The organism is Albidovulum marisflavi (assembly GCF_025751435.1).
Taxonomy (GTDB): Bacteria; Pseudomonadota; Alphaproteobacteria; order Rhodobacterales; family Rhodobacteraceae; genus Albidovulum; species Albidovulum marisflavi.
On sequence record NZ_JAOWKY010000001.1, the window covers coordinates 966,840 to 990,555 of the forward strand.

The following is a 23,716-nucleotide window of genomic DNA, read 5'->3' on the forward strand; positions in this document are numbered from 1 at the left end:
GTCAGAGCTCCTCTCCGCGCAGTTTGGCCACGTCCTTGAAGAAAAAGGCGATGGCTTGAAGCAGCATCAGAGAGATGCCAACGCACATGATGATCTTGATCGGCGCGACGTAGGGGCGCCAGGCCGTCGGGCTGCGTTCGCCGTATTCCAGCGAATAGGCGGTGCTTTCGATTGCGCCGTAGAGAAGAACGCCAAGATAAAACAGCAGCGCGAAGACCGAGAAGGCATCCACCCAGGCCCGCGTGCGGTCCGACCAGCTATGGTAAAGCAGGTCCATGCGGACGTTGCTGTCGAGCTGGAGCGAATAGGGGCCGCCCAGCATGTAATAGGCGACCATGATGAACTGGGCCATTTCAAGGGTCCAGATCGCGTTCTGATTGATAAGCTTGCTGATCGAAGACCAAAGAAGGACGCCCATCAGCAGGAACAGAAGATACATGGACATGCGCCCGACGCGGTAGTTCACCGCATCGACTGTTCGCACATAGGTCTTGATCCAGTTCGGCATGTCAGTGCGCCGCCCTTTCCCCTGTCTTCGCCACCATCCGCGAAAGCGCCGCGCGCAGCACCGGGGCAAGGCGCGCGGCCATCTCTGCGACCGCCGCGCCGTCGCCAAGCAGGTCGTTCCTGATCTCAAGCATGACGTGGGCCAGCCCGTAGGGCGTCGCCTGCAGCCTGAGCGTGTGGGTGACGCCGTCGGCGGCGGAATACGGGTCGTTCAACCGGCAAATAAGCCCGGTGCGCCCCTCTGCCTCTGCCAGAACGGCCTCTGCGAATTCCGGGTCCGCGTCATGGATGATGCCAAGCTCGACGTCCCGCCGTTTGCCGAAATAGACGGGGGTGAAGCTGTGGACGGTCACGATGACCGGCGGCCTACCCGCCGCAAGTCGATGTGCGATCGCGTCGTGCAGGGCCGCATGAAAGGGAAGGTAGATCTGTTCGGTGCGCCGCGCGCGTTCGTTGCCCGAGATTTCGGCATTTCCGGGAACGTCAAAAAGCTCGCTTTTCGCGGCCATGGCGCCCGGTGCGTGCGGCGGGCGGTTCAGATCGTAGATCAGACGTGAGATCCCCGCGGACACGAGCGGCGCATCAAGCGCCCCGGACAGGGCCCGCGCCAGTGCCAGAGCGCCCGGATCCCATGCGATATGCGCGACCCGGGCCGACTTGGACAGCCCCAGGGTTCCGAACGCGCTTGGAAAGTGGTTGGAGGCGTGTTCGCACACGATCAGAAACGGACCGCCGCCTTCGCGGTTCTCAATCGTGACGACTGGAAGTGGCCCGTCTGTCGCCGTCATTGCGCGGCATCCCCCGATTCACGGCCCAAGGCTCACCCGCAGGCGCATTTCTGTCAAGATATTTTCTTGTCGGAAATTTCTGTTACAATCTTTTCCGTGGGCACCGGGGATGGGCCACGAAGGTGGCCGAAAGCCGCTCGGAAAAGGAGTTGGATCATGCCGGGCAGCGCGCAGACGGTGGAGCAACAGATCCGGGCGCGGTTCGACACCCTCACGCGAAGCGAGCGACAGCTGGCCTTGCACATCACGCGGCACTACCCCGTTGCCGTTCTCGGTTCGATCACGGCTCTTGCGAGAGAGGCCGAGGTGTCGACGCCGACCGTGGTGCGATTGGCGCAGAAGCTTGGCTACAAGGGCTACCCGGATTTTCAGGCCACCGTCCGGGCCGAGGTTGAGGAGCGTCTGATCTCGCCTCTTGTCAAGCACGACCGGTGGGCGGGCGGTGTGCCGGATACCCATATCCTCAACCGCTTCGCCGACTCTGTCGTGGGGAACCTGCAGGCGACCCTGGGCCAGATCGACCACGCCGAGTTCGACGCCATCGCGGCGCTGATGGCAGATCGGAACCGAAAGATCTACGCGATGGGCGGGCGGATCACCCATGCGATGGCAGACTACTTCGTGACGCATATGAAAGTGATCCGCCAGAACGTGACGCTGATTTCTGACATGTCGAACGCCTGGCCGCCCGCGCTGATCGACATGGCGCCGGGTGACGTGCTTCTGGCCTTCGATATCCGGCGCTATGAAAACAACGTGCTGACGCTTGTTGAAATGGCGGCCGACCAGGGGGCAGAGGTCGTGCTGATCACCGATCAATGGGTTTCGCCCGCCGCCGAGCGCGCGCGCTTCAGGCTATCGGCGCATATCGAGGTGCCCTCTGCCTGGGACTCGACCGTCGCGATCCAGGTGCTTGTGGAAACCTTGATGGCCGAAATCCAGCGCCTGACGTGGGAAGACACCCAGGCGCGGATGAAGCGGCTTGAGGAACTTTATGCCCGCGCGCGGTTCTTCCGGCGCGGAAAGTAAGCGTCCGGAGCCGGCGCGGTCAGCCCTTGCCCTCGTCGCGCACGATCTCGATCTTCACCTTGGTGACGAATGCGGCCAGCGCGCCGATCACGGCCAGAAGCGGCGCGGCAAGAACGACCGCGCCCCCGGCGATCGCGCCGATGGTCAGCGGCACCTCGAGCACGAGATCGCCATCGGGTTCGGTGATGCGGATGCGCTTGACCTGTGCGTCGGCGGCAAGCTCCTTCACGCGGGCCACAAGCTCATCCCCCGCCACTTCGATCTCTTCGGTCCAGCTGCGCTTCTTGTGATGGTCGGTGTTCCAGTCATCGTCCGGCATCTGAGAGCTCCGTTTCATGAGATGGTGTCAGGCTGAGGCGAGTCGGGTCGGTTGTCCTTGACGGGGATCAAGGCGGGACGCGGGCCGCGCGATTGCAAAGCGGACGCGCCGGGCTACAACTGATCCGTCGCGCCACCGTTTGAAGGAGATGCAGAATGGACCCGGTCAGCGGCGGATGCCTGTGCGGCGATGTCCGCATCGAGGCGCGGGGGCGGCCCTGGCGGGTCGGCCTGTGCCATTGCCTGGATTGCCGCAAGCATCACGGAGCGCTGTTCCACGCCTCGGCCATCTTCCCCGAGGATGCGGTGACGGTGACGGGCCGGACGCGGGCCTTTGCCGGACGGCATTTCTGCCCGCGCTGCGGATCGTCGGTCTTCAGCCGAAGCGGCGACGAGGTGGAGGTGAACCTCGGCGCACTCGACGCGCCCGACTGGTTTGTCCCCACCTACGAGCTCTGGACCATCCGACGCGCAAGCTGGCTGCCGCCGTTTCCGGTCAAGCGCAGCTATGAACGGAACCGGGAGGGGGCGGGGCGGGAAGAGGGGTGAGGGAGTGGCGACACGCCGCCGGACCGCTTCTCTGCGCCGCAACATTATGTGCTTGACCTTGCCATGCCATTCGCCAGATTTCGCCTGGGGGCCCAACCTTGAATGACGTAAGGAATTGAAAATGAAAGTAACAATTAGGGTTGTTCTTGCGCTCGCCGTGCTGTCGGGATGCGTGCCGACGACGGCCACCGTCAGTGATTACAATGGTGCCAGCGTTAAGGTGCAGACGTCGAATTTGGCCCCGGCCAAAGAACAAATGGCCGTTGCGCAGAAGGAAGCGGACCGCATCTGCGCGATTGGCACAAGCAAGAGTGCGGAATACGCATCCACCCGGCAACTGCCGGATTACGTGGCCGAGCACCTGTTTCTCTGCCTCTGACCCAAGGGCCTGCGTTGGATGTTCAACGCAGGCACCCTCTATGGCTCAACGGGTGAACTTCTTGTACTTCACCCGCTTCGGCTCGACGCTGTCCGGCCCCAGGCGGCGGATCTTGTCTTCCTCGTAGGCCTCGAAGTTGCCCTCGAACCATTCGACATGGGCCTCGCCCTCGAAGGCGAGGATGTGGGTGCAGAGGCGGTCAAGGAAGAAGCGGTCGTGCGAGATGATGACGGCGCAGCCGGCGAAATCGTCCAGCGCGGCTTCGAGCGCCTGCAGCGTTTCAACGTCAAGGTCGTTGGTCGGTTCGTCAAGCAGCAACACGTTGCCGCCCGATTTCAGCAGTTTCGCCATGTGAACGCGGTTGCGTTCACCGCCCGAAAGCAGCCCCACCTTCTTCTGCTGGTCGCCGCCCTTGAAGTTGAAGGACGAACAATAGGCGCGGGAGTTCACGGTCACGTCGCCCAGCTCGATCTGTTCGGCCCCGCCCGAGATCTCCTCCCACACCGTCTTGTTCGCATCAAGCGCGTCGCGCGACTGGTCGACATAGGACAGCTTGACGGTGTCGCCGTAGCTGACCGCGCCCGCGTCGGGCTGTTCCTGACCCGTGAGCATGCGGAAGAGCGTGGTTTTCCCCGCGCCGTTCGGGCCGATCACGCCGACGATGCCGCCGGGCGGCAGCGCGAAGGACAGATCCTCGATCAGCTGCTTGTCGCCCATGTGCTTCTTCAGCCCCTCGACCTCGATCACCTTGCCGCCAAGGCGCGGGCCGTTGGGGATGACGATCTGGGCGGAGGTGATCTTTTCGCGTTCGGACTTCGACGCCATTTCCTCGTAGGCGTTGATACGCGCCTTCTGCTTGGCCTGACGGGCCTTGGCGCCGGCGCGGATCCACTCGAGTTCCTTTTCCAGCACCTTCTGGCGGGCCTTGTCCTCGCGCGCTTCCTGTTCCAGCCGCTTGGCCTTCTGTTCGAGCCAGGCGGAATAGTTGCCCTCGTAGGGAATGCCCCGGCCGCGGTCGAGTTCGAGAATCCAGCCGGTGATGTCATCTAGGAAGTAGCGGTCGTGGGTGACGATCAGGATCGTGCCCTTGTACTCGATCAGGTGCTTTTGCAGCCAGGCGATGGTTTCCGCGTCCAGGTGGTTGGTCGGTTCGTCGAGCAGCAGCATGTCGGGCGCTTCCAGAAGCAGCTTGCAGAGCGCGACCCGGCGCTTTTCGCCGCCCGAAAGGCTGTCGACCTGCGCGTCGTCCGGCGGGCAGCGCAGCGCCTCCATCGCGACATCGACCTGGCTGTCGAGATCCCAGAGGTTCTCGGCGTCGATCTCGTCCTGGAGTTGCGCCATCTCCTCGGCGGTTTCGTCCGAGTAGTTCATGGCCAGCTCGTTGTAGCGCTCCAGCTTGGCTTGCTTGGCCTTCACGCCTTCCATCACGTTGCCGCGCACCGTCAGGCTTTCGTCAAGCTGGGGTTCCTGCGGAAGGTAGCCGACGGTCGCGCCCTTGGCGGCCCAGGCCTCGCCCGAGAAGTCCTTGTCGATGCCGGCCATGATGCGCAAAAGCGTCGATTTACCGGCGCCGTTGACGCCCACGACGCCGATCTTGACGCCCGGCAGGAAGTTCAGGCGGATGTTCTCGAAACACTTCTTGCCGCCGGGATAGGTCTTGGAGACGCCATCCATGTGATAGACGAATTGGTAAGATGCCATGAGAGTGCCTCGTCGCGCTGAAATCCGGGTCTGGGGCGTTCTATCCGGGCGAAGGGGGCGGCGCAACGGGGCTAAGTCGGCGCATGTTTTGTCGTAGGGCGCCCTTTGCCCTACACTGGGTCCAGCAGAGGGAGGGTGTGGTGATGAAACTTGCCGTGGTGCAGGTTCCGCCTGTCTATCTCGACAAGGCCGCATCGCTTGAGCGGGCGGTGGAGCTTGTCGGGAAGGCCGCGGCAGAGGGCTGCCGGATGATCGTCTTCCCCGAGGTCTGGTTGCCGGGATACCCGAGCTATGTCTGGCGTCTGAAGCCCGGCGCGGGGATGCTGGCCACGGACACGCTCTTCGCGCGATCCCAGGCGAATTCGGTCGATCTGGAGCGCGATGACCTGGCGCCACTGCGCCAGGCGGCGGCCGAACATGGCGTCGTGGTGGTGATGGGACACCAGGAGGTCGACGGGCGCTTCAGCGGCAGCACGCTTTTCAACAGCGTGGCGATCATCGACGCGGATGGCCGCATCCTCAACAATCACCGCAAGCTGATGCCGACAAACCCCGAGCGCATGGTCTGGGGGTTTGGCGACGGCTCCACGCTCAATGTCGTGGAGACCGCGGTGGGCCGGGTCGGCGCCCTGATCTGCTGGGAAAACTACATGCCGCTCGCGCGGTTCGCGCTTTACGCGCAGAACATCGACATCTACCTGGCCCCGACCTGGGACAGCGGCGACACCTGGCTGGCCACCATGCAGCACATCGCGCGCGAGGGCGGGTGCTGGGTCGTCGGTTGCGCCACCGCGCTGGAACTGTCGGATATTCCGGCCGACCTGCCGTTCCGAGAGGAGCTGTTCCAGGAGACCGAGGGCTGGATCAATCCCGGGGATGCGGTGGTCTACCGGCCCTTCGGCGGATGTATTGCGGGTCCCATGCGGCGTGAAAAGGGGCTTCTGACCGCAGAGATCGATGTCGCGCAGGCGCGCGCCTCGCGCCGGAAGTTCGATGTCGCGGGCCATTATGCCCGGCCCGACGTGTTCACGCTTGAGGTCCATCGCGCGCGCCAGGTGCCGGTGCGCTTCGAAGGGTAGGCGTGCGGTCGGCAGGCCCCGCGTGCCAGCCGTTGGCTCGGCGCGCAAGCATCTTGACCTCGGCACTGGCGGGCGACAGTAAGGTTGCGCGCAGATCGAGGCGGGGATGAGGGCCGGATTTCCAACAGCCGTTGCGGGCCAGACCATAGGCCTACTGGGCGGGTCCTTCGACCCGGCCCATGCCGGTCACGCGCATATCACCCGCGAGGCGATCAAGCGCATCGGCCTGGATCGTGTCTGGTGGCTGGTGTCGCCTGGCAATCCGCTGAAGGCGCGCCAGCCGGCGCCCATGGCGGACCGGATCGCGCGGGCGCGGGCGGTGATGGACGATCCGCGGGTCATCATCAGCGATCTCGAGGCGCGCCTTGGTACGCGGTACACGGCCCAGACACTGCGCCGGCTTGGGGCGCTTTATCCCGGCGTCCGCTTCGTCTGGCTGATGGGGGCCGACAACCTGGTGCAGTTCGACCGCTGGCAGGACTGGGAATGGATCATGCGGAACGTCCCCATCGGGGTCTTTGCCCGCCCCGGCGCGCGGCTTGCCGCCCGGGGCGCGCGCGCGGCAGAGGAATTCGACCGTTACCGGCTTCCCGGAGAGGCTGCTCGCCTGTTGCCCAAGGCGCATCCGCCCGCCTGGTGCTTTCTGGATGTCCCGATGGTCGATGTGTCGTCAAGCGCGATCCGGGCGCGGGGCGATTGGCGCCAGGGGGCTTGAACGCGGGCGCGGGCAGGGGGATAGTCCGGGCAGATTGGAACGGCGCCACGCCGGGGAGGGGCAGAGCGCATGGATCGGCGGCTATTCGTGGGACTGCTGGCATCGGGTCTTGCAACCCGCGCCTTCGCCGACGCGCCGCTGACAGGGATCCGCCCGGTCGCGCGGCCAGCGGCCTTGCCGGCCAGCGCCTCAGTCCCCAAGGGCTCTGCCGCTGATCTGGTCGCGAAGGCGAAGCTGGGCGGGCAGACAACTTTCGCGCTTTGCGATCTTGAAACCGGACAGTTGATCGAGGCTATGGAGCCCGGCCTTGGCATGCCGCCTGCGAGCACCGCCAAGGCCATCACGTCGCTCTTCGCATTGGAGCATCTGGGGGCGGGTTATCGCTTTTCCACGCGCCTGATCGCGACCGGGCCGGTAAACGGCGCTACCATAGACGGCGATCTTGTGCTTGCCGGTGGCGGCGATCCGACGCTGACCACGGATGGCCTGGCCGAGATGGTCTACGCCTTGGCAAAGCTGGGTGTTCGCGGGATTTCCGGGCGGTTTCGCGTGTGGGGTGGCGCGCTGCCCTACGTGCGCGAGATCGACCCGGATCAGCCCGACTGGCTGGGCTACAATCCTGCCGTGGCCGGGTTGAACCTGAACTTCAACCGGGTGAACTTCACCTGGAAACGCAAGGGCCAGGACTATTCGATCGGCATGAATGCCGAGGACCGCCGCTTCGTTCCGCCTGTGACCGTCGCCCGCGTACGATTGGCTGAACGGGATCTGCCTGTATACGCCTACGACGAACAGGGCGGTTTCGAGGACTGGAGCGTTTCGCGCAACGCCCTGGGCGGCGGGGGAAGCCGGTGGCTGCCGGTCCGTCATCCAGACCTTTACGCTGGCGATGTCTTCCGTGCGCTGTCGGCAGGGGCCGGGATCAAGCTGCCGCCGCCTGAAACCGTTGATGCGAAACCCGCGGGAACGGTCCTGGTCGAGCATGGCAGCGACGATCTTTCGGATGTGCTGCGCCAGATGATGCGCTATTCCACGAACCTGACGGCAGAGGCCGTGGGGATGGCCGCTTCCTCGCGGCGCGGCGTCAACCGTCACGCGGATTCGGGGCCGGAGATGGCAGCCTGGCTGCAGGGCCGCGCGGACGTCAGGGGCGCGAATTTCGTCGACCATTCCGGGCTTGGCGGGACTTCCCGGATTTCGGCTGCGGCGATGGCGCAGGCGCTTGTGCGTCTGGGGCCGGGCGCACGGCTGGCCGGCCTGATGAAGGACATGGGCATCGAGCAGAACGGCGAGAGATTCCCCGCGACGGTGAAGGCCAAGACCGGAACGCTCAACTTCGTGTCCGCGCTGGCCGGGTACTTCACGGCGCCGAACGGGCGCGACATGGCGTTCGCCATCTTCTCTGCGGACACGCAAAGGCGCGACGCGCTCAGCGAGGCGGAGCGCGAAAGGCCGAAGGGTGGGAAGGCCTGGGTGAAACGGGCGCGGGTCCTGCAGCACGACCTGATCGCCCGCTGGTCCAAGATCCACGGCGCGTAGGGCGCAGGGCGACCCCGGTCAAAGTCCGTAGCGCGCCGCGGTCAGGCCGTCGAAGCTGATGTCGGGCGTGCGCCCGAGCACGAGGTCGGCCACTGCGCGCCCCGATCCGGCGGCCATCGTCCAGCCAAGCGTTCCGTGTCCGGTATTCAGGAACAGGTTCGGGTATCGTGTCGGGCCAAGGATGGGCGTGCCGTCGGGCGTCATCGGCCTGAGGCCGGTCCATCCCTCCGCCCGGTCGATGTCTCCGCCCTGCGGGAACAGATCGCCGATCACATGCCTGACCGTGGCCGTCGCGTTGGGGCCGAGCCGGTTGGAATAGCCCGCGATCTCCGCCGTGCCCGCCACGCGGATGCGGTCGCCCAGCCGCGTGATCGCGACCTTGTGGGTTTCATCCATGATGGTCGATTGCGGCGCGCCCGCGTCATCCGTCACCGGCAACGTCACCGAATACCCCTTGACCGGATAGACCGGCAGGCGAAGGTCGATCGGGTCCAACAGCCGGGGGGCGTGGCTGCCCAGTGCGCAGACATAGGCATCGCCCGTGACAAGGCCCAGCTTGTCCGTCTTGACGCCCTTGACCCGGTCACCCTCGATCCGGATCATTTCGATCTTCTGTCCGTAGTGAAACCGAGCGCCGAGCGCTGCGGCCTTTTCCGCCAGTGCCATCGTGAACATGCGGCAATCGCCGGTCCGGTCGGCGGTCAGGCGCAGGCCGCCCACGAACTTGTCCCGAACAAGGGCAAGCGCGGGTTCGGCGGCGATGCAGCCGTCGGGGTCGAGCACCTCGAAAGGGCTGTCGAACTCGGCAAGGATATCCTGGTCCGCCTTCGACGCCTTCATCTGCTTTTCCGTGCGGAAAAGCTGCAGCGTGCCCTGTTCGCGGCCGTCGTATTCGATGCCCGTTTCGGAGATCAGGTCGGGCATGACGTCGCGCGAATAGTTCGAAATGCGGACCATGCGCGACTTGTTCACGGCGTAGGAGGCGTCGTTGCAATTCATCAGCATCTGCGCGCCCCACTTCCACATGCGCGGGCTGATCAGCGGCCAGATGAAAAGCGGCCGGCGCTTCATGAAAAGCCATTTCAGCGCCTTCATCGGGACGCCGGGTGCAGCCCAGGGCGAAGACATGCCATAGGAAAGCTCGCCCGCGTTGGCGTAGCTGGTTTCCAGGCCGGGTCCCGGTTGCCGGTCCAGAACAACCACTTCCGCCCCCGCCTTGGCAAGGTAGTAGGCCGTTGTGACGCCAATCACGCCAGCGCCCATCACAATGATTCTCATGGCTTTATCCCGATCCAGATTTCGCGCGCCGCTAGCATAGCAGAAGGCACCCCGCAATCGAGCGGGGCTGCTGGACTCATGGTTGCCTTGCAGGTGGACTGGTGGCCGGCAATCAGAGCGTGAGGTGTCTTGCGCGCGCTCCACGCTCGATCGCGGCGGCGTGCAGGCGGTCGATGTTCAGTTCGTGCCGCACCTCGGCAAGAAGGCGCAGTTCGTCCTGGCCCAACATGCCATCGGCCGCGGCGACGTCGCAGGCAAGGGCGTAGGCGGTTTCCCAAAGCCTGTCGGGCAGAGCATCGCGCACCATCGCGAAAAGCGTGTCCAGTCCGTCATCATCTTCCATCAGCCGATAGACGGTCTGGGCGACCTCCTTGATCGTGTCGATGTCGTAGTCGGCGAAGATCGGCAGGTGGTTCACCTGGCGTTCGATCGCCACGAGTTCCGACGTGCGGATGGTTTGATCAGAGATTGAAACGGTGACCATGATCGCGACAAGCGCATCCTGGGGGGTGAAGGCGGGAAGGGTGTGCGTCACGTTCAAAGTCCTTGATATGCCGAGGGGCAAATTATTGACGATCCGTCCCCCGTTCAATAGGAGACGGAGTTTGCGGCACATGCGATGCCGCGGTTTCGGGAAATATTGTCATGTCTTCTTTGCGCGATGCCGCGATGAACTCCAAAGCCTGGCCTTTCGAGGAAGCGCGCCGCGTGCTCAAACGCTATGAGAAGAAGGCGCCCGAAAAGGGCTACGTCCTGTTCGAAACGGGCTATGGCCCTTCGGGCCTTCCCCATATCGGCACCTTCGGCGAGGTGCAGCGCACGACGATGATCCGCCGCGCGTTCGAGATCATCTCGGACATTCCGACCCGGCTCGTCTGCTTTTCCGACGATCTTGACGGGATGCGAAAGGTGCCGGACAACGTGCCCCAGCAGGAGATGCTGAAGGAAAACCTTCAGCGCCCGCTGACCTCGGTTCCCGACCCGTTCGGCGAATTCGAAAGCTTCGGGCACCACAACAACGCAATGTTGCGCCGGTTCCTGGATACCTTCGGGTTCGAGTACGAGTTCATCAGCGCGACCGACTTCTACAGGTCCGGCCAGTTCGACGAGATCCTTCTGCGCTGCTGCGAGAAGTACGACGACATCATGAAGATCATGCTGGCCTCGCTGCGCGAGGAACGCCAGCAAAGCTATTCCTGCTTCCTGCCGATCCACCCAGAGACCGGCCGCGTGCTTTATGTGCCGATGAAGAACGTCGACGCCGCGAAGGGCGAGATCACCTTCGACGACGAAGATGGACGGGAATGGACGCTGCCCGTGACGGGCGGCAACGTGAAGCTGCAGTGGAAGCCCGACTTCGGCGCCCGCTGGGCGGCGCTTGGCGTCGACTTCGAGATGTACGGCAAGGACCATTCGACCAATACGCCGATCTATGATGGTATCTGCGAGGTTCTGGGCGCGAAGGCCCCGGAGCACTTCACCTACGAGCTTTTCCTGGACGAGCAGGGGCAGAAGATTTCGAAGTCCAAGGGCAACGGCCTGACCATCGACGAATGGCTGACCTATGCCTCGACCGAAAGCCTTGGCTACTTCATGTACCAGAAGCCCAAGACGGCGAAGCGGCTCTGGTGGGATGTGATCCCCAAGGCGGTGGACGAGTACCACCAGCAGCTTCGCGCATTTCCGGATCAGGACCAGGCGGGCAAGCTAGCCAACCCGGTCTGGCACATCCATAACGGCAACCCGCCGGCCTCTGACATGGTGGTTCCGTTCGCGATGCTTCTGAACCTTGCCAGCGTTGCCGGCGCCAAGGACAAGTCCGGGCTGTGGGGCTTCATCCGCCGCTACGCGCCCGAAGCGACGCCGGACAACAACCCGCAGCTTGACCAGGCGGCGGAATTCGCCGTGCGCTATTTCAACGACTTCGTCGCGCCCTCGCGCAACTTCCGGGCGCCGAGCGACAAGGAACGGGCCGCGATGGAGGATCTCGTCGCGCGGCTCAGGGCATGGGACGGCGGCCTTGACGCGGAGGCGTTGCAGTCGACGGTCTTCGCCGTCGGCAAGGAGCACGGGTTCGAGCCTTTGCGCGATTGGTTCACGGCCCTCTACGAGGTCCTTCTGGGAGCGTCCCAGGGACCGCGTTTCGGCGGCTTCATCGCGCTTTACGGGATTTCGGAAACGATCGCCCTGATCGAAAAGGCGCTGTCTGGGGACATGGCGGCCTAGTGCCGCCACACCTTCCACCAGCCGTGCCAGCGGCAGGACAGGCCGCTTGCCGGTTCGCTGAAGAAGCGCGATCCCAGGGCATCGGCCGCTGATAGCAGGCGATCCTTTTCCTGCTGCGCGGTGGCGATGAAGTCCGATCCGCCCTCGACGCCTTCAAAGGCCTCGATCAGGAACGCGAGATCGCGAGCTTCGCCAAGCCGTTCCCCCAGGGCATCTGCAGCGGCAACATGATGTGCCATCATCTCGGGCCAGATCGGCGCAAGCAGGCGCGCGTGATACCAATGGTCCTTGGCGCGCTTGCGCCATTGATGAAGTGTCTCGCCACCAGGGGCCTTCCGGGCGGCGTCCATTGCCTTCTGGGCCGCGATCCAGCTGCGCTCCAATCCCGGCAAAAGCGCGTCGAAGCCTTTTTCCGTGACCTTCCAGTTTCGGGATCGTTCGCAAATTTCCTGCAAGAGCCGCGCGTGTTCTGCCAGTGCCGCCTCTGCCTCTTCGGGGGTTGGTTGCGCCGGAGGCTGCACGACGGCATCGCGCAGCGCCTCGCGCGCCTCGAACGGGACATAGACGCGGCGCGATAGCGCGTCGAAAGTTTCCGCAAGCGCATGGCTGTCGCGCAGGTCCGAGATCACGCGGCCGGCGGCGCGCAATGCCTGGTTCTCGCGCTCGAAACCCTTGAAATTGGGACGGACCAGCCGGATCAGCGCTCGCGTCTTCTTGATGTTCTTGCGCAGTTCGCGAACGCGTTCTTGCTGCGGGCGCTCTGCGTCGGCGATCAGAGCCAGAGAGGCTTCGATGCGGTTACGGGCAAGGCGGCGGACCGACTTCGTGATGGACTCGTCCTTGTCCGGGAAGGCGAATGGCATTTTTGATCCGTGTTATCTGACGCGGAAGATTGCGACCGGCGTATTTGACAACATCCAGGTAACGCCCATGTGACGGCGCGCGGTGGCTTCATCCGCGCGATAGGAGTCTGATGATAGCACTCATGCCCGGGGGCTGACGTCCCCGCCTTCGGCACGAGTGTTCCATTTCGCGACAGATGGCGGCTGAAGCCCCCTTTGGGGGGTAGCGGACCACTTGTCCCGAAGGGTGGCGATCACAGGGGATTCACGGGATGAACAAGGCGATCACGGATGGGCTGGCGCTGATGCCGCCTGCTTTCGAAGACGGGCTCGACATGTGGTCGAGAGAGGATGGCACGCCGGGATCGGCCACCTACGAGGGGTCCGCGAACGCGGCGCTGGTCACGGCGGACCAGGATTTCGGCGCCTGCCTTGAGATGATCAAGACCGATACGACGCAGAAGCTGCGCTGCATGGTCGAGACTCCCGTCCTGCCCGGTTGCTACCTGCGCGTGACGGCGCGCGTGAAGGCGATCAGCGGCAACCTGCCCGCGGTCCGAATTGCCGCTTGGGCAGGCACGTCGGGCAACGCGCACCTGGCCGGCGTGGCCGAGACCGGCCCTGGCGTGGCACTGACCGCCTACGGCAAGGTCGAAACCGTCCAGGCAATAATCGGGACCGGCGCGCGCCAGGGCGTGGACATGGCCTGGGGAGCGTCGGCGATCTTCTGCCATGTGGGCCTTGACCTGACGGGGGCCAACGGCGGCGTCGTTCGGATCGACGACATCGAGGTCGAGGACGTCACCTCGGCCTTCCTGCGCGACCTCATGGATTGGGTGGATGTGCGCGATTATGGCGCGAAGGGCGACGGCGCAACGAACGACGCCGCCGCATTCGATGCCGCGGACGCCGCCGCCGCGGCATCGGGGCGGACGCTGCTTGTTTCGTCAGGCAGCTACTTTCTGGACGCGGATGTGACGCTTGAAGCGCCCGTGCGGTTTCAGGGGACCCTGACCATGCCCGTCAACAGGCGGCTGGCGATCACCCGGAACTACACGCTTGACGCCTATATCGACGCGTTCGGTGACGAAGAGGAAGGGTTCCGCAAGGCGTTCCAGGCGCTGATCAACTTCACTGACCACGACTCGCTCGACATGGGCGGCCGAAGGGTCAACGTCACGGCGCCGATCGACATGCAGGCCGCGGTCAGCAACAAGACCACGTTTTTCACCCGGCGCGTGATCCGCAATGGCCAGTTCGAGGTCGAGGACGGGCCCGCATGGGCTCCGACCGTCGTGACCTCGATTGCGACCTACAGCACGTCGAGCGATACGACGCTGACCTCTGTCGCGAACATAGCCGGGATCGCGCCCGGATCGCTGGTTCAGGGGAATGGCGTCGGGCGCGAGGTCTATGTGACCTCGGTCAACGTCGGGGCCGGCACGCTGAAGCTGAGCAAGCCGCTGCACGATGCCGCGGGCACGCAGACGTTCACCTTCACGCGGTTCAAGTACGTGCTGGACTTCTCGGGCTTCTCCGCACTGGACAAGATGTCGCTGGCGGAAGTCGAAATCCAGTGCAACGGCGATGCGAGCGGCATCCTGCTGCCGCCATCGGGCAAGAATTTCCTGATCCGGGACTGTGCCATCAACCAGCCGCGGGATCGGGGCATCACCTCGCATGGCGATGGATGCCAGGGCATGGAGATCGACCGCTGCCAGTTCCTGTCCGCGGAAGTGTCGCTGCCGGCGCAGGACCGCGTTTCGATCCTGTTCAACACCAACGGGAACGACGTCAAGGTGCGGGAATGCCGCGCGGTTCGCTTCCGGCATTTCGGCGTCGTCGGCGGCAACAACAACCTTTTCATCGGCAACCACTTCTTCCAGGGCGACAACCAGTCGAACAGTGTGCGGCTGGCCGGCCTGGTGCTGGCCGGCAGCAACCTGTCCACGACGATCACCGGTAACTATGTCGACAACTGTTTTATCGAGGTCACGAACGAATACGAATCCGATCCGGGCTTTGCCAACCAGTTCTCCTTCGGGGGGCTGACGATCACAGGGAACACCTTCGTCGCCTCGGATGTGGCCAGATGGTTCAGCTGGATCGTGTTCAAGCCCTACGGTCCGGGACACTTCATCGAGGGGCTGAACCTGACGGGCAACACCTTCAAGGTCTTCAACGGGTCGATCGACCGGGTGGACAAGGTGGACACGACCTATGCCCAGCTGGACAACAGCCGGATGGAAAACATCCTGGTCCAGGGTAACACGTTCCGTTCGGTCGACTGGCCGATCGCCAACCCCGTGACGGTCGAACATGTGCAATCGACGACCGCGACGACCTGGACGATCGATCCTTCGGCGCGTCTGCCCTTCGGCGGGTGGGCCCGGAACGTGGACGCCATCGTCTCGGAAGGAGTGATCACCGGAAATACCGGCGAACGGCGCGCTGACATGCCCTATGTGACAGTAGAACAGGGGGCGGCCAAGCAGCAGGTCACGCTGCACTGGGCCAATCTATCGAAGGGGCGTGTTCACGTCAGGGTGCGCATGGACAATCCGACCTGACCATCGGCGGGCGCGACCGTCGCTGTAACACAGATGGCCGGTGGCGATGCGGATCGCGCGATGCATCCGCAACGCAGCCGGCCTTTTGCTTTGTCACATGGGCAAGTTTGGGCCCTGCACGCTCATCCGGCCGCGAAATCTGTACGAAGCAGCAGAAAAGCCTTGCCGAAGCCGGCGTTCAATGCGGCGCTTTCGATCTCGAAAACAACGAAATGAAAATCCGCGAAATCGGCGTAAAGCCCGGACTTCGGATGATCGGATAGCCATCTGGCACGGATCGCCGAATGCTCCGGCGCCTGGCGATCAACGAAACGTGCCCGTACCGAAAGCGTCAGGCGTGGATGGGTCAGCGGGTCGCCGCGTGATCCCGGCTCTCCGACAAGGAGCGAGGCCCTCGGGTCCGCCGCAAGCGCACGGGTGTGCACCGACAGATCCGAGATCAGAGTGACGGGCGCGCCATCAGGCGCAAGGCCGAACCCGACCCGGGTCACATGCGGGGTGCCAGTGTCGGGATGCAGCACGCCAAGAGCCGCGAAGCGTGCGGAACGCATCAGTTCCTGGGCCAGTTCCCGCGCTTCGTCGTCGGTTTCCCTGATGGGTGAGGGCTTGTCGGTCATTCCGGCACTCCACCTGGCTGGTTCGACGGCGCGCCTGGGCCTGGCAAGCTGCCTTCGCCATCCGCGACGTCAGGCGAATCACTGATTCGCGTGATCGCTAACAGGCACTGTTGCATCTGTTCGACATTCAATACCCCCTTTGCCGCGGGATTCGACGCTCCGCCCGCTTCCGGCGGCATTCCGCCTAAAACCGGCCGCGACCGCAACAGACATGATGCGGTAAATCCAATGAGAATTCGAGGATCAGTCAATAAATTTACAGATATCCTAGATTGCCTGTGAAAGAATTAACAGGAAAACGCAATCAATAAAATGGGTTACGTAATATTCGACAATTGGTTTACAGTGGCCGCGTGACACCTGGTGCCCGTGATCAGCCAAGCGGCGGCGTGAGGTGTCCCGTGGGGCGCAAATGACAAGTGGAGGATCATGCGATGGCCGGTAGAGATCAGGGTTCAGCCGAGGCGAATTCAAAGCATCCCATTCCTCCTGGTTTTGAAAACGCAGTGGTTACGCCTGATGCCTACAAGGCGATGTACGCCGCCTCGATGTCGGATCCCGAAGCCTTCTGGGGCGAGCAGGGCAAGCGCATCGACTGGATCACGCCCTACACCAAGGTGAAGAACACCAACTTCAACTTCGGAGAAGTGTCCATCAAGTGGTTCGAGGACGGCGTGCTGAACGTCGCGGCGAACTGCATCGACCGCCATCTGCCGACGCGTGGCGATCAGGTCGCGATCATCTGGGAGCCGGACGACCCCAGCACCCCGGCCAAGCACATCACCTACAACGAGCTGCACGAAAAGGTTTGCCGCATGGCCAACGTCCTGCTCAGCCAGGGCGTGATGCGTGGCGACAGGGTCGTGATCTACCTGCCGATGATCCCCGAGGCCGCCTACGCGATGCTGGCCTGCGCGCGGATCGGAGCCATTCATTCGATCGTCTTCGCGGGCTTCTCGCCCGACGCCCTTGCCAACCGGATCAATGACAGCGACGCCAAGCTGGTCATCACGGCCGACAGCGCTCCGCGCGGCGGCCGGCGCACGCCGCTGAAGGCCAACACCGATGCGGCCCTTCTGCACTGCAAGGACAAGGTGCGCTGCCTTGTCGTCAAGCACACCGGGGACCAGACCAGCTGGGTCGATGGTCGCGACGTCGACGTGCTGGCGCTGATGGAAACCGCGGCGCCCGACTGCCCGGTGCGTCCGATGGGGGCGGAAGATCCGCTGTTCATCCTCTACACCTCCGGCTCGACCGGCAAGCCCAAGGGGGTTGTCCACACCTCGGGCGGCTATCTGGTCTATGCCTCGATGACCCACCAGATGACCTTCGACTACAAGGACGGTGACGTCTTCTGGTGCACGGCCGACGTGGGTTGGGTGACCGGCCACAGCTACATCATCTACGGCCCGCTGGCGAACGGCGCCACGACGCTGATGTTCGAGGGCGTGCCGACCTATCCGGACGCGGGCCGTTTCTGGGCGGTTTGCGAAAAGCACAAGGTCAATCAGTTCTACACGGCGCCGACCGCCATCCGCGCTCTGATGGGCCAGGGGCCGGAGTGGGTGGAAAAGCATGACCTGTCGTCGCTGCGTGTGCTGGGCTCGGTCGGCGAACCGATCAACCCCGAGGCTTGGGTCTGGTACGACAAGTACGTCGGCAAGGGCAAATGCCCCATCGTGGACACCTTCTGGCAGACCGAGACCGGCGGCCACATGATCACCTCGCTCCCTGGCGCGATCGAGACCAAACCGGGCGCGGCCACGCTGCCGTTCTTCGGGGTGAAGCCTGCGGTGCTGACCGCCGAAGGTGGCCAACTGGTTGAGGGCAACGGGGTCGAGGGCGTGTTGTGCATCGCCGACAGCTGGCCCGGTCAGATGCGCACGGTCTGGGGCGACCACGAGCGCTTCCAGCAGACCTATTTCGAGCAATACAAGGGCTACTACTTCACCGGCGACGGCTGCCGCCGGGATGAGGACGGCTACTACTGGATCACCGGCCGGGTCGATGACGTGATCAACGTTTCGGGCCACCGCATGGGCACCGCCGAGGTCGAAAGCGCGCTGGTTGCGCATGCCAAGGTCGCCGAGGCCGCCGTCGTCGGCTATCCGCACGAGATCAAGGGACAGGGCATCTACGCCTATGTCACCCTGATGAACGATGTGGAACCGACCGAGGAGCTGCGCAAGGAGCTTGTCAAGTGGGTCAGGACCGAGATCGGGCCGATCGCCTCTCCCGACCTGATCCAGTGGGCACCGGGCCTGCCCAAGACCCGTTCGGGCAAGATCATGCGCCGCATCCTGCGCAAGATCGCGGAAAACGACTTCGGGGCTCTGGGCGACACCTCGACCCTGGCGGATCCGTCGGTCGTGGATGACCTGATCGACAACCGCATGAACCGGGGCTGAGGGCATGAGCGTTTCCACAGCACCCGCCGTCCTGATCCTTCTTGGCCCTCCGGGGGCCGGGAAGGGTACGCAGGCCCGCATGCTTGAAGAAAAGTTCGGGCTGGTCCAACTGTCCACCGGGGATCTTCTCAGGGCCGCCGTGGCCGCGGGAACGCCCGCGGGCCTTGCGGCCAAGACGGTGATGGAGGCGGGCGGTCTGGTCAGCGACGAAATCGTGCTTGCCATCCTGAAGGACCGCATGGCCGATCCAGATACCGCACGCGGCGTCATACTGGACGGATTTCCGCGCACGGCAGGCCAGGCCGAGGCGCTGGACAAGCTGCTGGCCGACGCCGGCGGCCGCGTGACCGCGGCGATCAGCCTCGAGGTCGATGACGCGGCGATGGTTGGCCGCGTGTCCGGCCGCTACACCTGCGCCGGCTGCGGCGAGGGATATCACGACGAATTCAAGCAGCCCGCGACGGCGGGCACTTGTGACAAATGCGGCGGCACGGCGTTCAAGCGCCGCGCCGACGACAATGCCGAGACGGTGCGTGCGCGGCTGGAAGCCTATCACGCCCAGACGGCTCCGCTGATCGCGCACTACCGGGCGATGGGGGTTCTTGAGACAATCGACGCGATGGGGACCATCGAGGCGATCGCCGAAGGGCTTGGCGCCATCGTCGGGCGCGTCTCGGCTTAGGGGAGGCCGGTTCCCCGTGAGGGGGGGCCGGAAACGAACGAGGGAGTTCAGGGAGTAACAACATGGCGGATAAATCTTCATCCAACGCCTATTGGGCTGCCAATATCCGGCTGATCAGGGTTCTCCTGATCGTCTGGGGCTTGGTGTCCTTCGGCTTTGGGATCTTGCTGCGCCCGATGCTGTCGGGTGTCGGGGTCGGCGGAACCGATCTTGGCTTCTGGTTTGCCCAACAGGGCTCCATTCTCGTGTTCCTGGTTCTGATCTTCGTTTATGCCGCGCGCATGAACAAGCTCGACCGTGAACACGGCGTGGAAGAATAAGGGAGAGCGGGGATAATGGATCAGTATACCCTTAACCTGCTGATCGTCGGCGCGACCTTCGCGCTGTACATCGGCATCGCCATCTGGGCCCGCGCGGGCTCGACGAGCGAATTCTACGCCGCCGGCCGCGGCGTTCACCCGGTCATGAACGGCATGGCCACCGGCGCTGACTGGATGTCGGCGGCATCGTTCATCTCGATGGCCGGCCTCATTGCCTTCGGCGGCTACGACACCTCGGCCTACCTGATGGGCTGGACCGGCGGCTATGTGCTGCTGGCGATGCTCCTGGCACCGTACCTGCGCAAGTTCGGCAAGTTCACCGTGCCGGAGTTCATCGGCGACCGCTTCTATTCGCCGACGGCGCGCCTTGTGGCGGTGGTCTGCCTGATCGTCGCTTCGGTCACCTACGTTATCGGCCAGATGACCGGCGTGGGCGTTGCATTCTCCCGCTTCCTGGAAGTGGAGAATTCCACCGGTCTCTACATCGGTGCGGGCATCGTGTTCATGTACGCGGTTCTTGGCGGCATGAAGGGCATCACCTACACGCAGGTCGCCCAGTATGTCGTCCTGATCATCGCCTACACGATCCCGGCGGTCTTCATCTCGCTGCAGCTGACCGGCAACCCGATCCCGGGCCTGGGCCTGTTCTCGAACGATGTCGCGACGGGTCAGCCGCTTCTGTCGACGCTTGAAGGGCTCGTGACCGATCTCGGCTTCAAATCCTACCTGAGCCAGTCCGACACGACGTTGAACATGGTTCTGTTCACGGCTTCGCTGATGATCGGTACCGCCGGTCTGCCGCACGTGATCGTCCGCTTCTTCACCGTTCCGAAGGTCGCCGACGCGCGCTCCTCGGCCGGCTGGGCGCTGGTGTTCATCGCGCTGCTTTACCTGACCGCCCCGGCGGTTGCGGCGATGGCGCGTCTGAACCTCATCAACACCTTCCATCCGAACGGCGTGGGTGAAGCCACCCTGACGCTCGCGGAAATCGAAGCTGGTGTGGATGCCCAGGGCAAGGACATCACCTGGGTGAACAACTGGGCGAAAACCGGTCTGCTGAAGTTCGACGACAAGAACGGCGACGGCATGATCCAGTATGTCGGCGACAAGGACGCCAACGAGCTGACCGTGAACAACGACATCATGGTTCTGGCCAACCCGGAAATCGCGAACCTGCCGGGCTGGGTCATCGCTCTGGTCGCCGCCGGTGGTCTTGCCGCCGCGCTCTCGACCGCAGCGGGCCTTCTGCTGGCGATCTCGTCGGCGATCAGCCACGACCTGATCAAGGGCGCGATCAACCCGAAGATCTCGGAACGGGGCGAACTGCTGGCGGCGCGTATCTCGATGGGTGTTGCCATCGCGGTCGCGACCTACCTCGGCCTCAACCCTCCGGGCTTTGCGGCCCAGACGGTGGCGCTCGCCTTCGGTCTTGCTGCGGCCTCGCTCTTCCCGGCGATCCTCATGGGGATCTTCTCGAAGCGCATCAACAACACCGGCGCCGTTGCCGGGATGCTGGCTGGCCTGCTTGTGACGGTTGTCTACATCTTCCTTCACAAGGGCTGGTTCTTCATCCCCGACACCAACAGCTTCACCGACGCCGATCCGCTGCTCCTGTCGATCAAGTCGACCTCGTTCGGCGCGGTTGGTGCGATCGTCAACTTCGTGGTTGCCTACGTGGTGTCCAACGCCACCGAGGAACCGCCGGTCGAGATTCAGGAACTGGTGGAATCGATCCGCGTCCCGAAGGGCGCAGGTGCGGCCACCGGTCACTGATCGGTCTGAAACACGGCGCGTCCCCTCGGGGGCGCGCCATCCTTGTGTAGGAGGTTCGGTTGAGCGACGTTGAAGGGATTGCCGCGTTTCTCGCAACCGTACACCCCTACGACAGCCTGCCGCGGGACGAACTGGCGCGTGTCGCCGGTTCCTTCAGCCGCAGGGAAACCCCGGCCGGGACCGAAATCTACGCGTTCGGCGATCCGATGTCCGGCCTGTTCCTGATCGAGGCCGGGGGCGTCGAGATACTGGACAGGAACGGCGGCCTTGTCTCGCTTCTGGGTGCGCGCAACTCGTTCGGCGAACGCGGGCTCTTGCGTGACGGCCTGGCGGTGACGACGGCGCGCACGACCGAGGACAGCCGGCTGCTGCTTTTGCCCGTCACTGAACTGCGTCGGTTGATTACAGGCTTTCCCGCCTTCGAACGGTTTTTCAACCGCGCGCGCGGAAGCGAGGCGCGCGCCAATGACCTGAGCGCGCGCAAGGTCGCCGATCTGATGGCGCGCGACCCGATCGCCTGCGGTCCGGACACGACCGTGACGAGCGCAGCGCAGCAGATGCGCGACGCGCATGTCTCAAGCCTTGGCGTGACCGACGATGCGGGACGGCTCTTGGGGATCGTCACGACGCGGGACCTGTCGAATCGCGTCCTGGCCGAGGGTCTGGACGGAACGGCGACGGTGCGCGCCGTCATGACCTCCGATCCGGTGACGCTGACGCCCGAGGCGCTTGGCACCGACATTCTCCACCTGATGCTGGAGCGCAAGATCGGCCACCTGCCCGTCGTGCGGGATGGCCGGTTTGCCGGCATGATCACCCAGACCGACCTGACCCGTTTCCAGGCACTGTCGTCAGCCGTCCTGATCCGCGATCTGTCGGATGCCGAAACCGTCGAGGAGATGGCGGCGGTGACAGCCCGCATCCCTTCGCTTCTGGTGCAGCTTGTGGGCGGCAACAACGCGCACGAGGTGGTCACGCGCCTTGTCACCGACATTGCGGACGCGGTCACGCGCCGCCTTCTGGCCCTGGCCGAGGCGGAACTGGGCGCGCCACCTGTCCCCTATCTCTGGCTGGCCTGCGGTTCGCAGGGGCGGCAGGAACAGACCGGCGTGTCCGACCAGGACAACTGCCTGATGCTCGACGATTCCGTGACCGCGGATGACATGGGCTACTTCCGCGATCTGGCCGTGCGGGTTTCGGACGGGCTGAACGCCTGCGGTTACGTCTACTGCCCGGGCGACATGATGGCGACGAACCCGCGCTGGTGTCAGCCCGTCAGCGTCTGGCGCGACTACTTCCGCGGCTGGATCGCCACGCCCAATCCAGAGGCGCAGATGCTCGCCTCGGTCATGTTCGATCTGCGCCCGATCGGCGGCGCGGCCAGCCTGTTCGGAGACCTGCAGTCCCAGACGCTTGAGTCGGCGTCGAAGAACTCGATCTTCGTTGCGCACATGGTTTCGAACTCGCTCAAGCATACGCCGCCGCTTGGCCTCTTGCGGGGGTTCGCGACGATCCGTTCGGGCGAGCATCGCAATCACATCGACCTGAAGCACAACGGGGTGGTGCCTGTCGCGGACCTGGCGCGCGTCTATGCGCTGCAGGGACGGCTGGCGCCTGCAAACACCCGCGCGCGCCTGCTGGCCGCGGCAGAGGCTGGCGTGATTTCCGCCTCGGGCGCGCGTGACCTGACCGAGGCTTACGACCTGATCGCGGAAACCCGGCTTGAAAACCAGTCCCGGCAGGTCAAGGCAGGGCGGAAGCCCGATAATTACCTTGCCCCCTCCGACCTGTCGGACTTCGAGCGCAGCCATCTGCGCGACGCCTTCGTCGTCGTGAGGACCATGCAGTCGGCTGTGGGGCAGGGCAAAGGCATGTTGGGATAGGACGGACGATGATCTGGGATCTTGTTGCGATGGTGACGGCGGGTGTCGGCGGGGCAGGGATCCTGCTGCTGGTCGCCAGGGTGCTGCGCGTGAAATTGCCCAGGTGGGCGGTTCCGGCGACGGCTGGCGTCGCGATGTTCGTCTTCGCGGTCTGGAACGAATACGCGTGGTATCCCCGCGTTCGCGATGCGCTGCCCGAAAGCGTCCGCATCGTCTCCGCTCCGGCCGACGCAGCGTTCTACCAGCCCTGGACCTATGCCTTCCCGATCGTCCGGCGCTTCCTTGCGGTCGATCTCGGGTCTGCCATCCATTCCGAGACCGAGCCGCAACAGTTCGTCGCCCCCGTGATGTTCATCGAACGCTGGACACCGGTCAGACAGCTGCCGTTCGCCTTCGATTGCGCGAACGGCCGTCGGACCGACGTCTTCCCGGGTGGCAGGATCGAGGACGCCGAATGGGTGACGCCTGGACCGGAGGACGACCTTCTGGCCACGGCCTGCGCGGGAGGATGAC

At 64.2% G+C, this 23,716-nt stretch carries 22 protein-coding genes; 14 read left to right on the top strand and 8 right to left on the bottom strand.

Annotated features, from left to right (window positions below; translation table 11 throughout):
* Position 1 precedes the first annotated feature (1 nt).
* Positions 2-508, bottom strand: coding sequence for a TRAP transporter small permease subunit (locus OEW28_RS04655; RefSeq protein ID WP_263733534.1), 507 nt, complete (start codon positions 506-508; stop codon positions 2-4).
* Between the two features lies 1 nt (position 509).
* A complete protein-coding gene (locus tag OEW28_RS04660; RefSeq protein ID WP_263733535.1) occupies positions 510-1,295 on the bottom strand; it encodes an N-formylglutamate amidohydrolase in 786 nt (261 codons plus the stop codon).
* Positions 1,296-1,451: 156 nt separating this feature from the next.
* Here OEW28_RS04660 and OEW28_RS04665 point away from each other — a divergent pair, with 156 nt between their 5' ends.
* Positions 1,452-2,324, top strand: a complete 873-nt coding sequence (locus OEW28_RS04665) for a MurR/RpiR family transcriptional regulator (protein ID WP_263733536.1) — start codon at positions 1,452-1,454, stop codon at positions 2,322-2,324.
* 19 nt (positions 2,325-2,343) lie between these two features.
* Here the strand turns inward: OEW28_RS04665 and OEW28_RS04670 are convergent, their stop codons facing one another.
* The gene (locus tag OEW28_RS04670) at positions 2,344-2,643 is read right to left on the bottom strand and encodes a DUF4342 domain-containing protein (RefSeq protein WP_263733537.1); all 300 of its coding nucleotides are present in this window, start codon (positions 2,641-2,643) and stop codon (positions 2,344-2,346) included.
* A gap of 155 nt (positions 2,644-2,798) precedes the next feature.
* Here OEW28_RS04670 and OEW28_RS04675 point away from each other — a divergent pair, with 155 nt between their 5' ends.
* Positions 2,799-3,191: a GFA family protein gene (locus OEW28_RS04675; protein WP_263733538.1), complete on the top strand. Its 393-nt coding sequence runs from the start codon at positions 2,799-2,801 to the stop codon at positions 3,189-3,191.
* Positions 3,192-3,312: 121 nt separating this feature from the next.
* Positions 3,313-3,570 carry a hypothetical protein gene (locus OEW28_RS04680; protein ID WP_263733539.1) on the top strand — a complete coding sequence of 86 codons (258 nt, stop codon included), beginning with the start codon at positions 3,313-3,315 and terminating at the stop codon, positions 3,568-3,570.
* Between the two features lie 45 nt (positions 3,571-3,615).
* Here OEW28_RS04680 and ettA read toward each other — a convergent pair whose 3' ends face one another.
* Positions 3,616-5,271: an energy-dependent translational throttle protein EttA gene (gene ettA, locus OEW28_RS04685; RefSeq protein WP_263733540.1), complete on the bottom strand. Its 1,656-nt coding sequence runs from the start codon at positions 5,269-5,271 to the stop codon at positions 3,616-3,618.
* A 143-nt stretch (positions 5,272-5,414) separates the two neighbouring features.
* On the opposite strand from ettA, the gene OEW28_RS04690 reads away from it, so the two are divergent.
* The 3 genes from OEW28_RS04690 to OEW28_RS04700 all read left to right on the top strand — a co-directional run bounded on the left by OEW28_RS04690 (position 5,415) and on the right by OEW28_RS04700 (position 8,604).
* Positions 5,415-6,350: a carbon-nitrogen hydrolase family protein gene (locus OEW28_RS04690; RefSeq protein ID WP_263733541.1), complete on the top strand. Its 936-nt coding sequence runs from the start codon at positions 5,415-5,417 to the stop codon at positions 6,348-6,350.
* A gap of 106 nt (positions 6,351-6,456) precedes the next feature.
* Positions 6,457-7,065: a nicotinate-nucleotide adenylyltransferase gene (locus OEW28_RS04695; protein WP_263733542.1), complete on the top strand. Its 609-nt coding sequence runs from the start codon at positions 6,457-6,459 to the stop codon at positions 7,063-7,065.
* A 69-nt stretch (positions 7,066-7,134) separates the two neighbouring features.
* Entirely contained in the window at positions 7,135-8,604 is a 1,470-nt protein-coding gene (locus OEW28_RS04700; protein WP_263733543.1) for a D-alanyl-D-alanine carboxypeptidase/D-alanyl-D-alanine-endopeptidase, read from the top strand.
* A gap of 18 nt (positions 8,605-8,622) precedes the next feature.
* Here OEW28_RS04700 and OEW28_RS04705 read toward each other — a convergent pair whose 3' ends face one another.
* Entirely contained in the window at positions 8,623-9,882 is a 1,260-nt protein-coding gene (locus OEW28_RS04705) for a D-amino acid dehydrogenase (RefSeq protein WP_263733544.1), read from the bottom strand.
* Positions 9,883-9,994: 112 nt separating this feature from the next.
* Positions 9,995-10,417: a tellurite resistance TerB family protein gene (locus OEW28_RS04710; RefSeq protein ID WP_263733545.1), complete on the bottom strand. Its 423-nt coding sequence runs from the start codon at positions 10,415-10,417 to the stop codon at positions 9,995-9,997.
* A gap of 110 nt (positions 10,418-10,527) precedes the next feature.
* On the opposite strand from OEW28_RS04710, the gene OEW28_RS04715 reads away from it, so the two are divergent.
* The gene (locus OEW28_RS04715; protein WP_263733546.1) at positions 10,528-12,108 is read left to right on the top strand and encodes a lysine--tRNA ligase; all 1,581 of its coding nucleotides are present in this window, start codon (positions 10,528-10,530) and stop codon (positions 12,106-12,108) included.
* Here OEW28_RS04715 and OEW28_RS04720 read toward each other — a convergent pair.
* Positions 12,105-12,971 (bottom strand): CHAD domain-containing protein, encoded by an 867-nt coding sequence (locus OEW28_RS04720; protein WP_263733547.1) that lies wholly within the window; start codon positions 12,969-12,971, stop codon positions 12,105-12,107. The genes OEW28_RS04715 and OEW28_RS04720 overlap by 4 nt on opposite strands.
* Before the next feature lie 251 nt (positions 12,972-13,222).
* Between OEW28_RS04720 and OEW28_RS04725 the strand changes: the two genes are divergently transcribed.
* Positions 13,223-15,520, top strand: coding sequence for a right-handed parallel beta-helix repeat-containing protein (locus OEW28_RS04725; protein ID WP_263733548.1), 2,298 nt, complete (start codon positions 13,223-13,225; stop codon positions 15,518-15,520).
* A gap of 122 nt (positions 15,521-15,642) precedes the next feature.
* Here OEW28_RS04725 and OEW28_RS04730 read toward each other — a convergent pair whose 3' ends face one another.
* A complete protein-coding gene (locus tag OEW28_RS04730; protein WP_263733549.1) occupies positions 15,643-16,137 on the bottom strand; it encodes a HugZ family pyridoxamine 5'-phosphate oxidase in 495 nt (164 codons plus the stop codon).
* A gap of 434 nt (positions 16,138-16,571) precedes the next feature.
* On the opposite strand from OEW28_RS04730, the gene acs reads away from it, so the two are divergent.
* From acs to OEW28_RS04760, 6 genes are all read left to right on the top strand, one after another.
* Positions 16,572-18,545 (top strand): acetate--CoA ligase, encoded by a 1,974-nt coding sequence (acs, locus tag OEW28_RS04735; RefSeq protein WP_263733550.1) that lies wholly within the window; start codon positions 16,572-16,574, stop codon positions 18,543-18,545.
* A gap of 4 nt (positions 18,546-18,549) precedes the next feature.
* Positions 18,550-19,227, top strand: a complete 678-nt coding sequence (locus OEW28_RS04740; protein ID WP_263733551.1) for an adenylate kinase — start codon at positions 18,550-18,552, stop codon at positions 19,225-19,227.
* A 62-nt stretch (positions 19,228-19,289) separates the two neighbouring features.
* Entirely contained in the window at positions 19,290-19,547 is a 258-nt protein-coding gene (locus OEW28_RS04745; protein WP_263733552.1) for a DUF4212 domain-containing protein, read from the top strand.
* Positions 19,548-19,562: 15 nt separating this feature from the next.
* Positions 19,563-21,320, top strand: coding sequence for a sodium:solute symporter family protein (locus OEW28_RS04750; protein WP_263733553.1), 1,758 nt, complete (start codon positions 19,563-19,565; stop codon positions 21,318-21,320).
* 59 nt (positions 21,321-21,379) lie between these two features.
* Positions 21,380-23,203 carry a DUF294 nucleotidyltransferase-like domain-containing protein gene (locus OEW28_RS04755; protein ID WP_263733554.1) on the top strand — a complete coding sequence of 608 codons (1,824 nt, stop codon included), beginning with the start codon at positions 21,380-21,382 and terminating at the stop codon, positions 23,201-23,203.
* A gap of 8 nt (positions 23,204-23,211) precedes the next feature.
* Positions 23,212-23,715: a hypothetical protein gene (locus OEW28_RS04760; RefSeq protein ID WP_263733555.1), complete on the top strand. Its 504-nt coding sequence runs from the start codon at positions 23,212-23,214 to the stop codon at positions 23,713-23,715.
* The last annotated feature ends 1 nt before the right edge of the window (position 23,716 follow it).

Coding starts and splice junctions, on each gene's coding strand:
- OEW28_RS04740 (WP_263733551.1), top strand. CDS start 18,550: ATGAGCGTTTCCACAGCACCCGCCGTCCTGATCCTTCTTGGCCCTCCG.
- acs (WP_263733550.1), top strand. CDS start 16,572: ATGGCCGGTAGAGATCAGGGTTCAGCCGAGGCGAATTCAAAGCATCCC.
- OEW28_RS04715 (WP_263733546.1), top strand. CDS start 10,528: ATGTCTTCTTTGCGCGATGCCGCGATGAACTCCAAAGCCTGGCCTTTC.
- OEW28_RS04750 (WP_263733553.1), top strand. CDS start 19,563: ATGGATCAGTATACCCTTAACCTGCTGATCGTCGGCGCGACCTTCGCG.
- OEW28_RS04760 (WP_263733555.1), top strand. CDS start 23,212: ATGATCTGGGATCTTGTTGCGATGGTGACGGCGGGTGTCGGCGGGGCA.
- OEW28_RS04670 (WP_263733537.1), bottom strand. CDS start 2,643: ATGCCGGACGATGACTGGAACACCGACCATCACAAGAAGCGCAGCTGG.
- OEW28_RS04720 (WP_263733547.1), bottom strand. CDS start 12,971: ATGCCATTCGCCTTCCCGGACAAGGACGAGTCCATCACGAAGTCGGTC.
- OEW28_RS04690 (WP_263733541.1), top strand. CDS start 5,415: ATGAAACTTGCCGTGGTGCAGGTTCCGCCTGTCTATCTCGACAAGGCC.
- OEW28_RS04730 (WP_263733549.1), bottom strand. CDS start 16,137: ATGACCGACAAGCCCTCACCCATCAGGGAAACCGACGACGAAGCGCGG.
- OEW28_RS04695 (WP_263733542.1), top strand. CDS start 6,457: ATGAGGGCCGGATTTCCAACAGCCGTTGCGGGCCAGACCATAGGCCTA.
- OEW28_RS04665 (WP_263733536.1), top strand. CDS start 1,452: ATGCCGGGCAGCGCGCAGACGGTGGAGCAACAGATCCGGGCGCGGTTC.
- OEW28_RS04675 (WP_263733538.1), top strand. CDS start 2,799: ATGGACCCGGTCAGCGGCGGATGCCTGTGCGGCGATGTCCGCATCGAG.
- OEW28_RS04660 (WP_263733535.1), bottom strand. CDS start 1,295: ATGACGGCGACAGACGGGCCACTTCCAGTCGTCACGATTGAGAACCGC.
- OEW28_RS04745 (WP_263733552.1), top strand. CDS start 19,290: ATGGCGGATAAATCTTCATCCAACGCCTATTGGGCTGCCAATATCCGG.
- OEW28_RS04655 (WP_263733534.1), bottom strand. CDS start 508: ATGCCGAACTGGATCAAGACCTATGTGCGAACAGTCGATGCGGTGAAC.
- OEW28_RS04725 (WP_263733548.1), top strand. CDS start 13,223: ATGAACAAGGCGATCACGGATGGGCTGGCGCTGATGCCGCCTGCTTTC.
- OEW28_RS04705 (WP_263733544.1), bottom strand. CDS start 9,882: ATGAGAATCATTGTGATGGGCGCTGGCGTGATTGGCGTCACAACGGCC.
- ettA (WP_263733540.1), bottom strand. CDS start 5,271: ATGGCATCTTACCAATTCGTCTATCACATGGATGGCGTCTCCAAGACC.
- OEW28_RS04680 (WP_263733539.1), top strand. CDS start 3,313: ATGAAAGTAACAATTAGGGTTGTTCTTGCGCTCGCCGTGCTGTCGGGA.
- OEW28_RS04700 (WP_263733543.1), top strand. CDS start 7,135: ATGGATCGGCGGCTATTCGTGGGACTGCTGGCATCGGGTCTTGCAACC.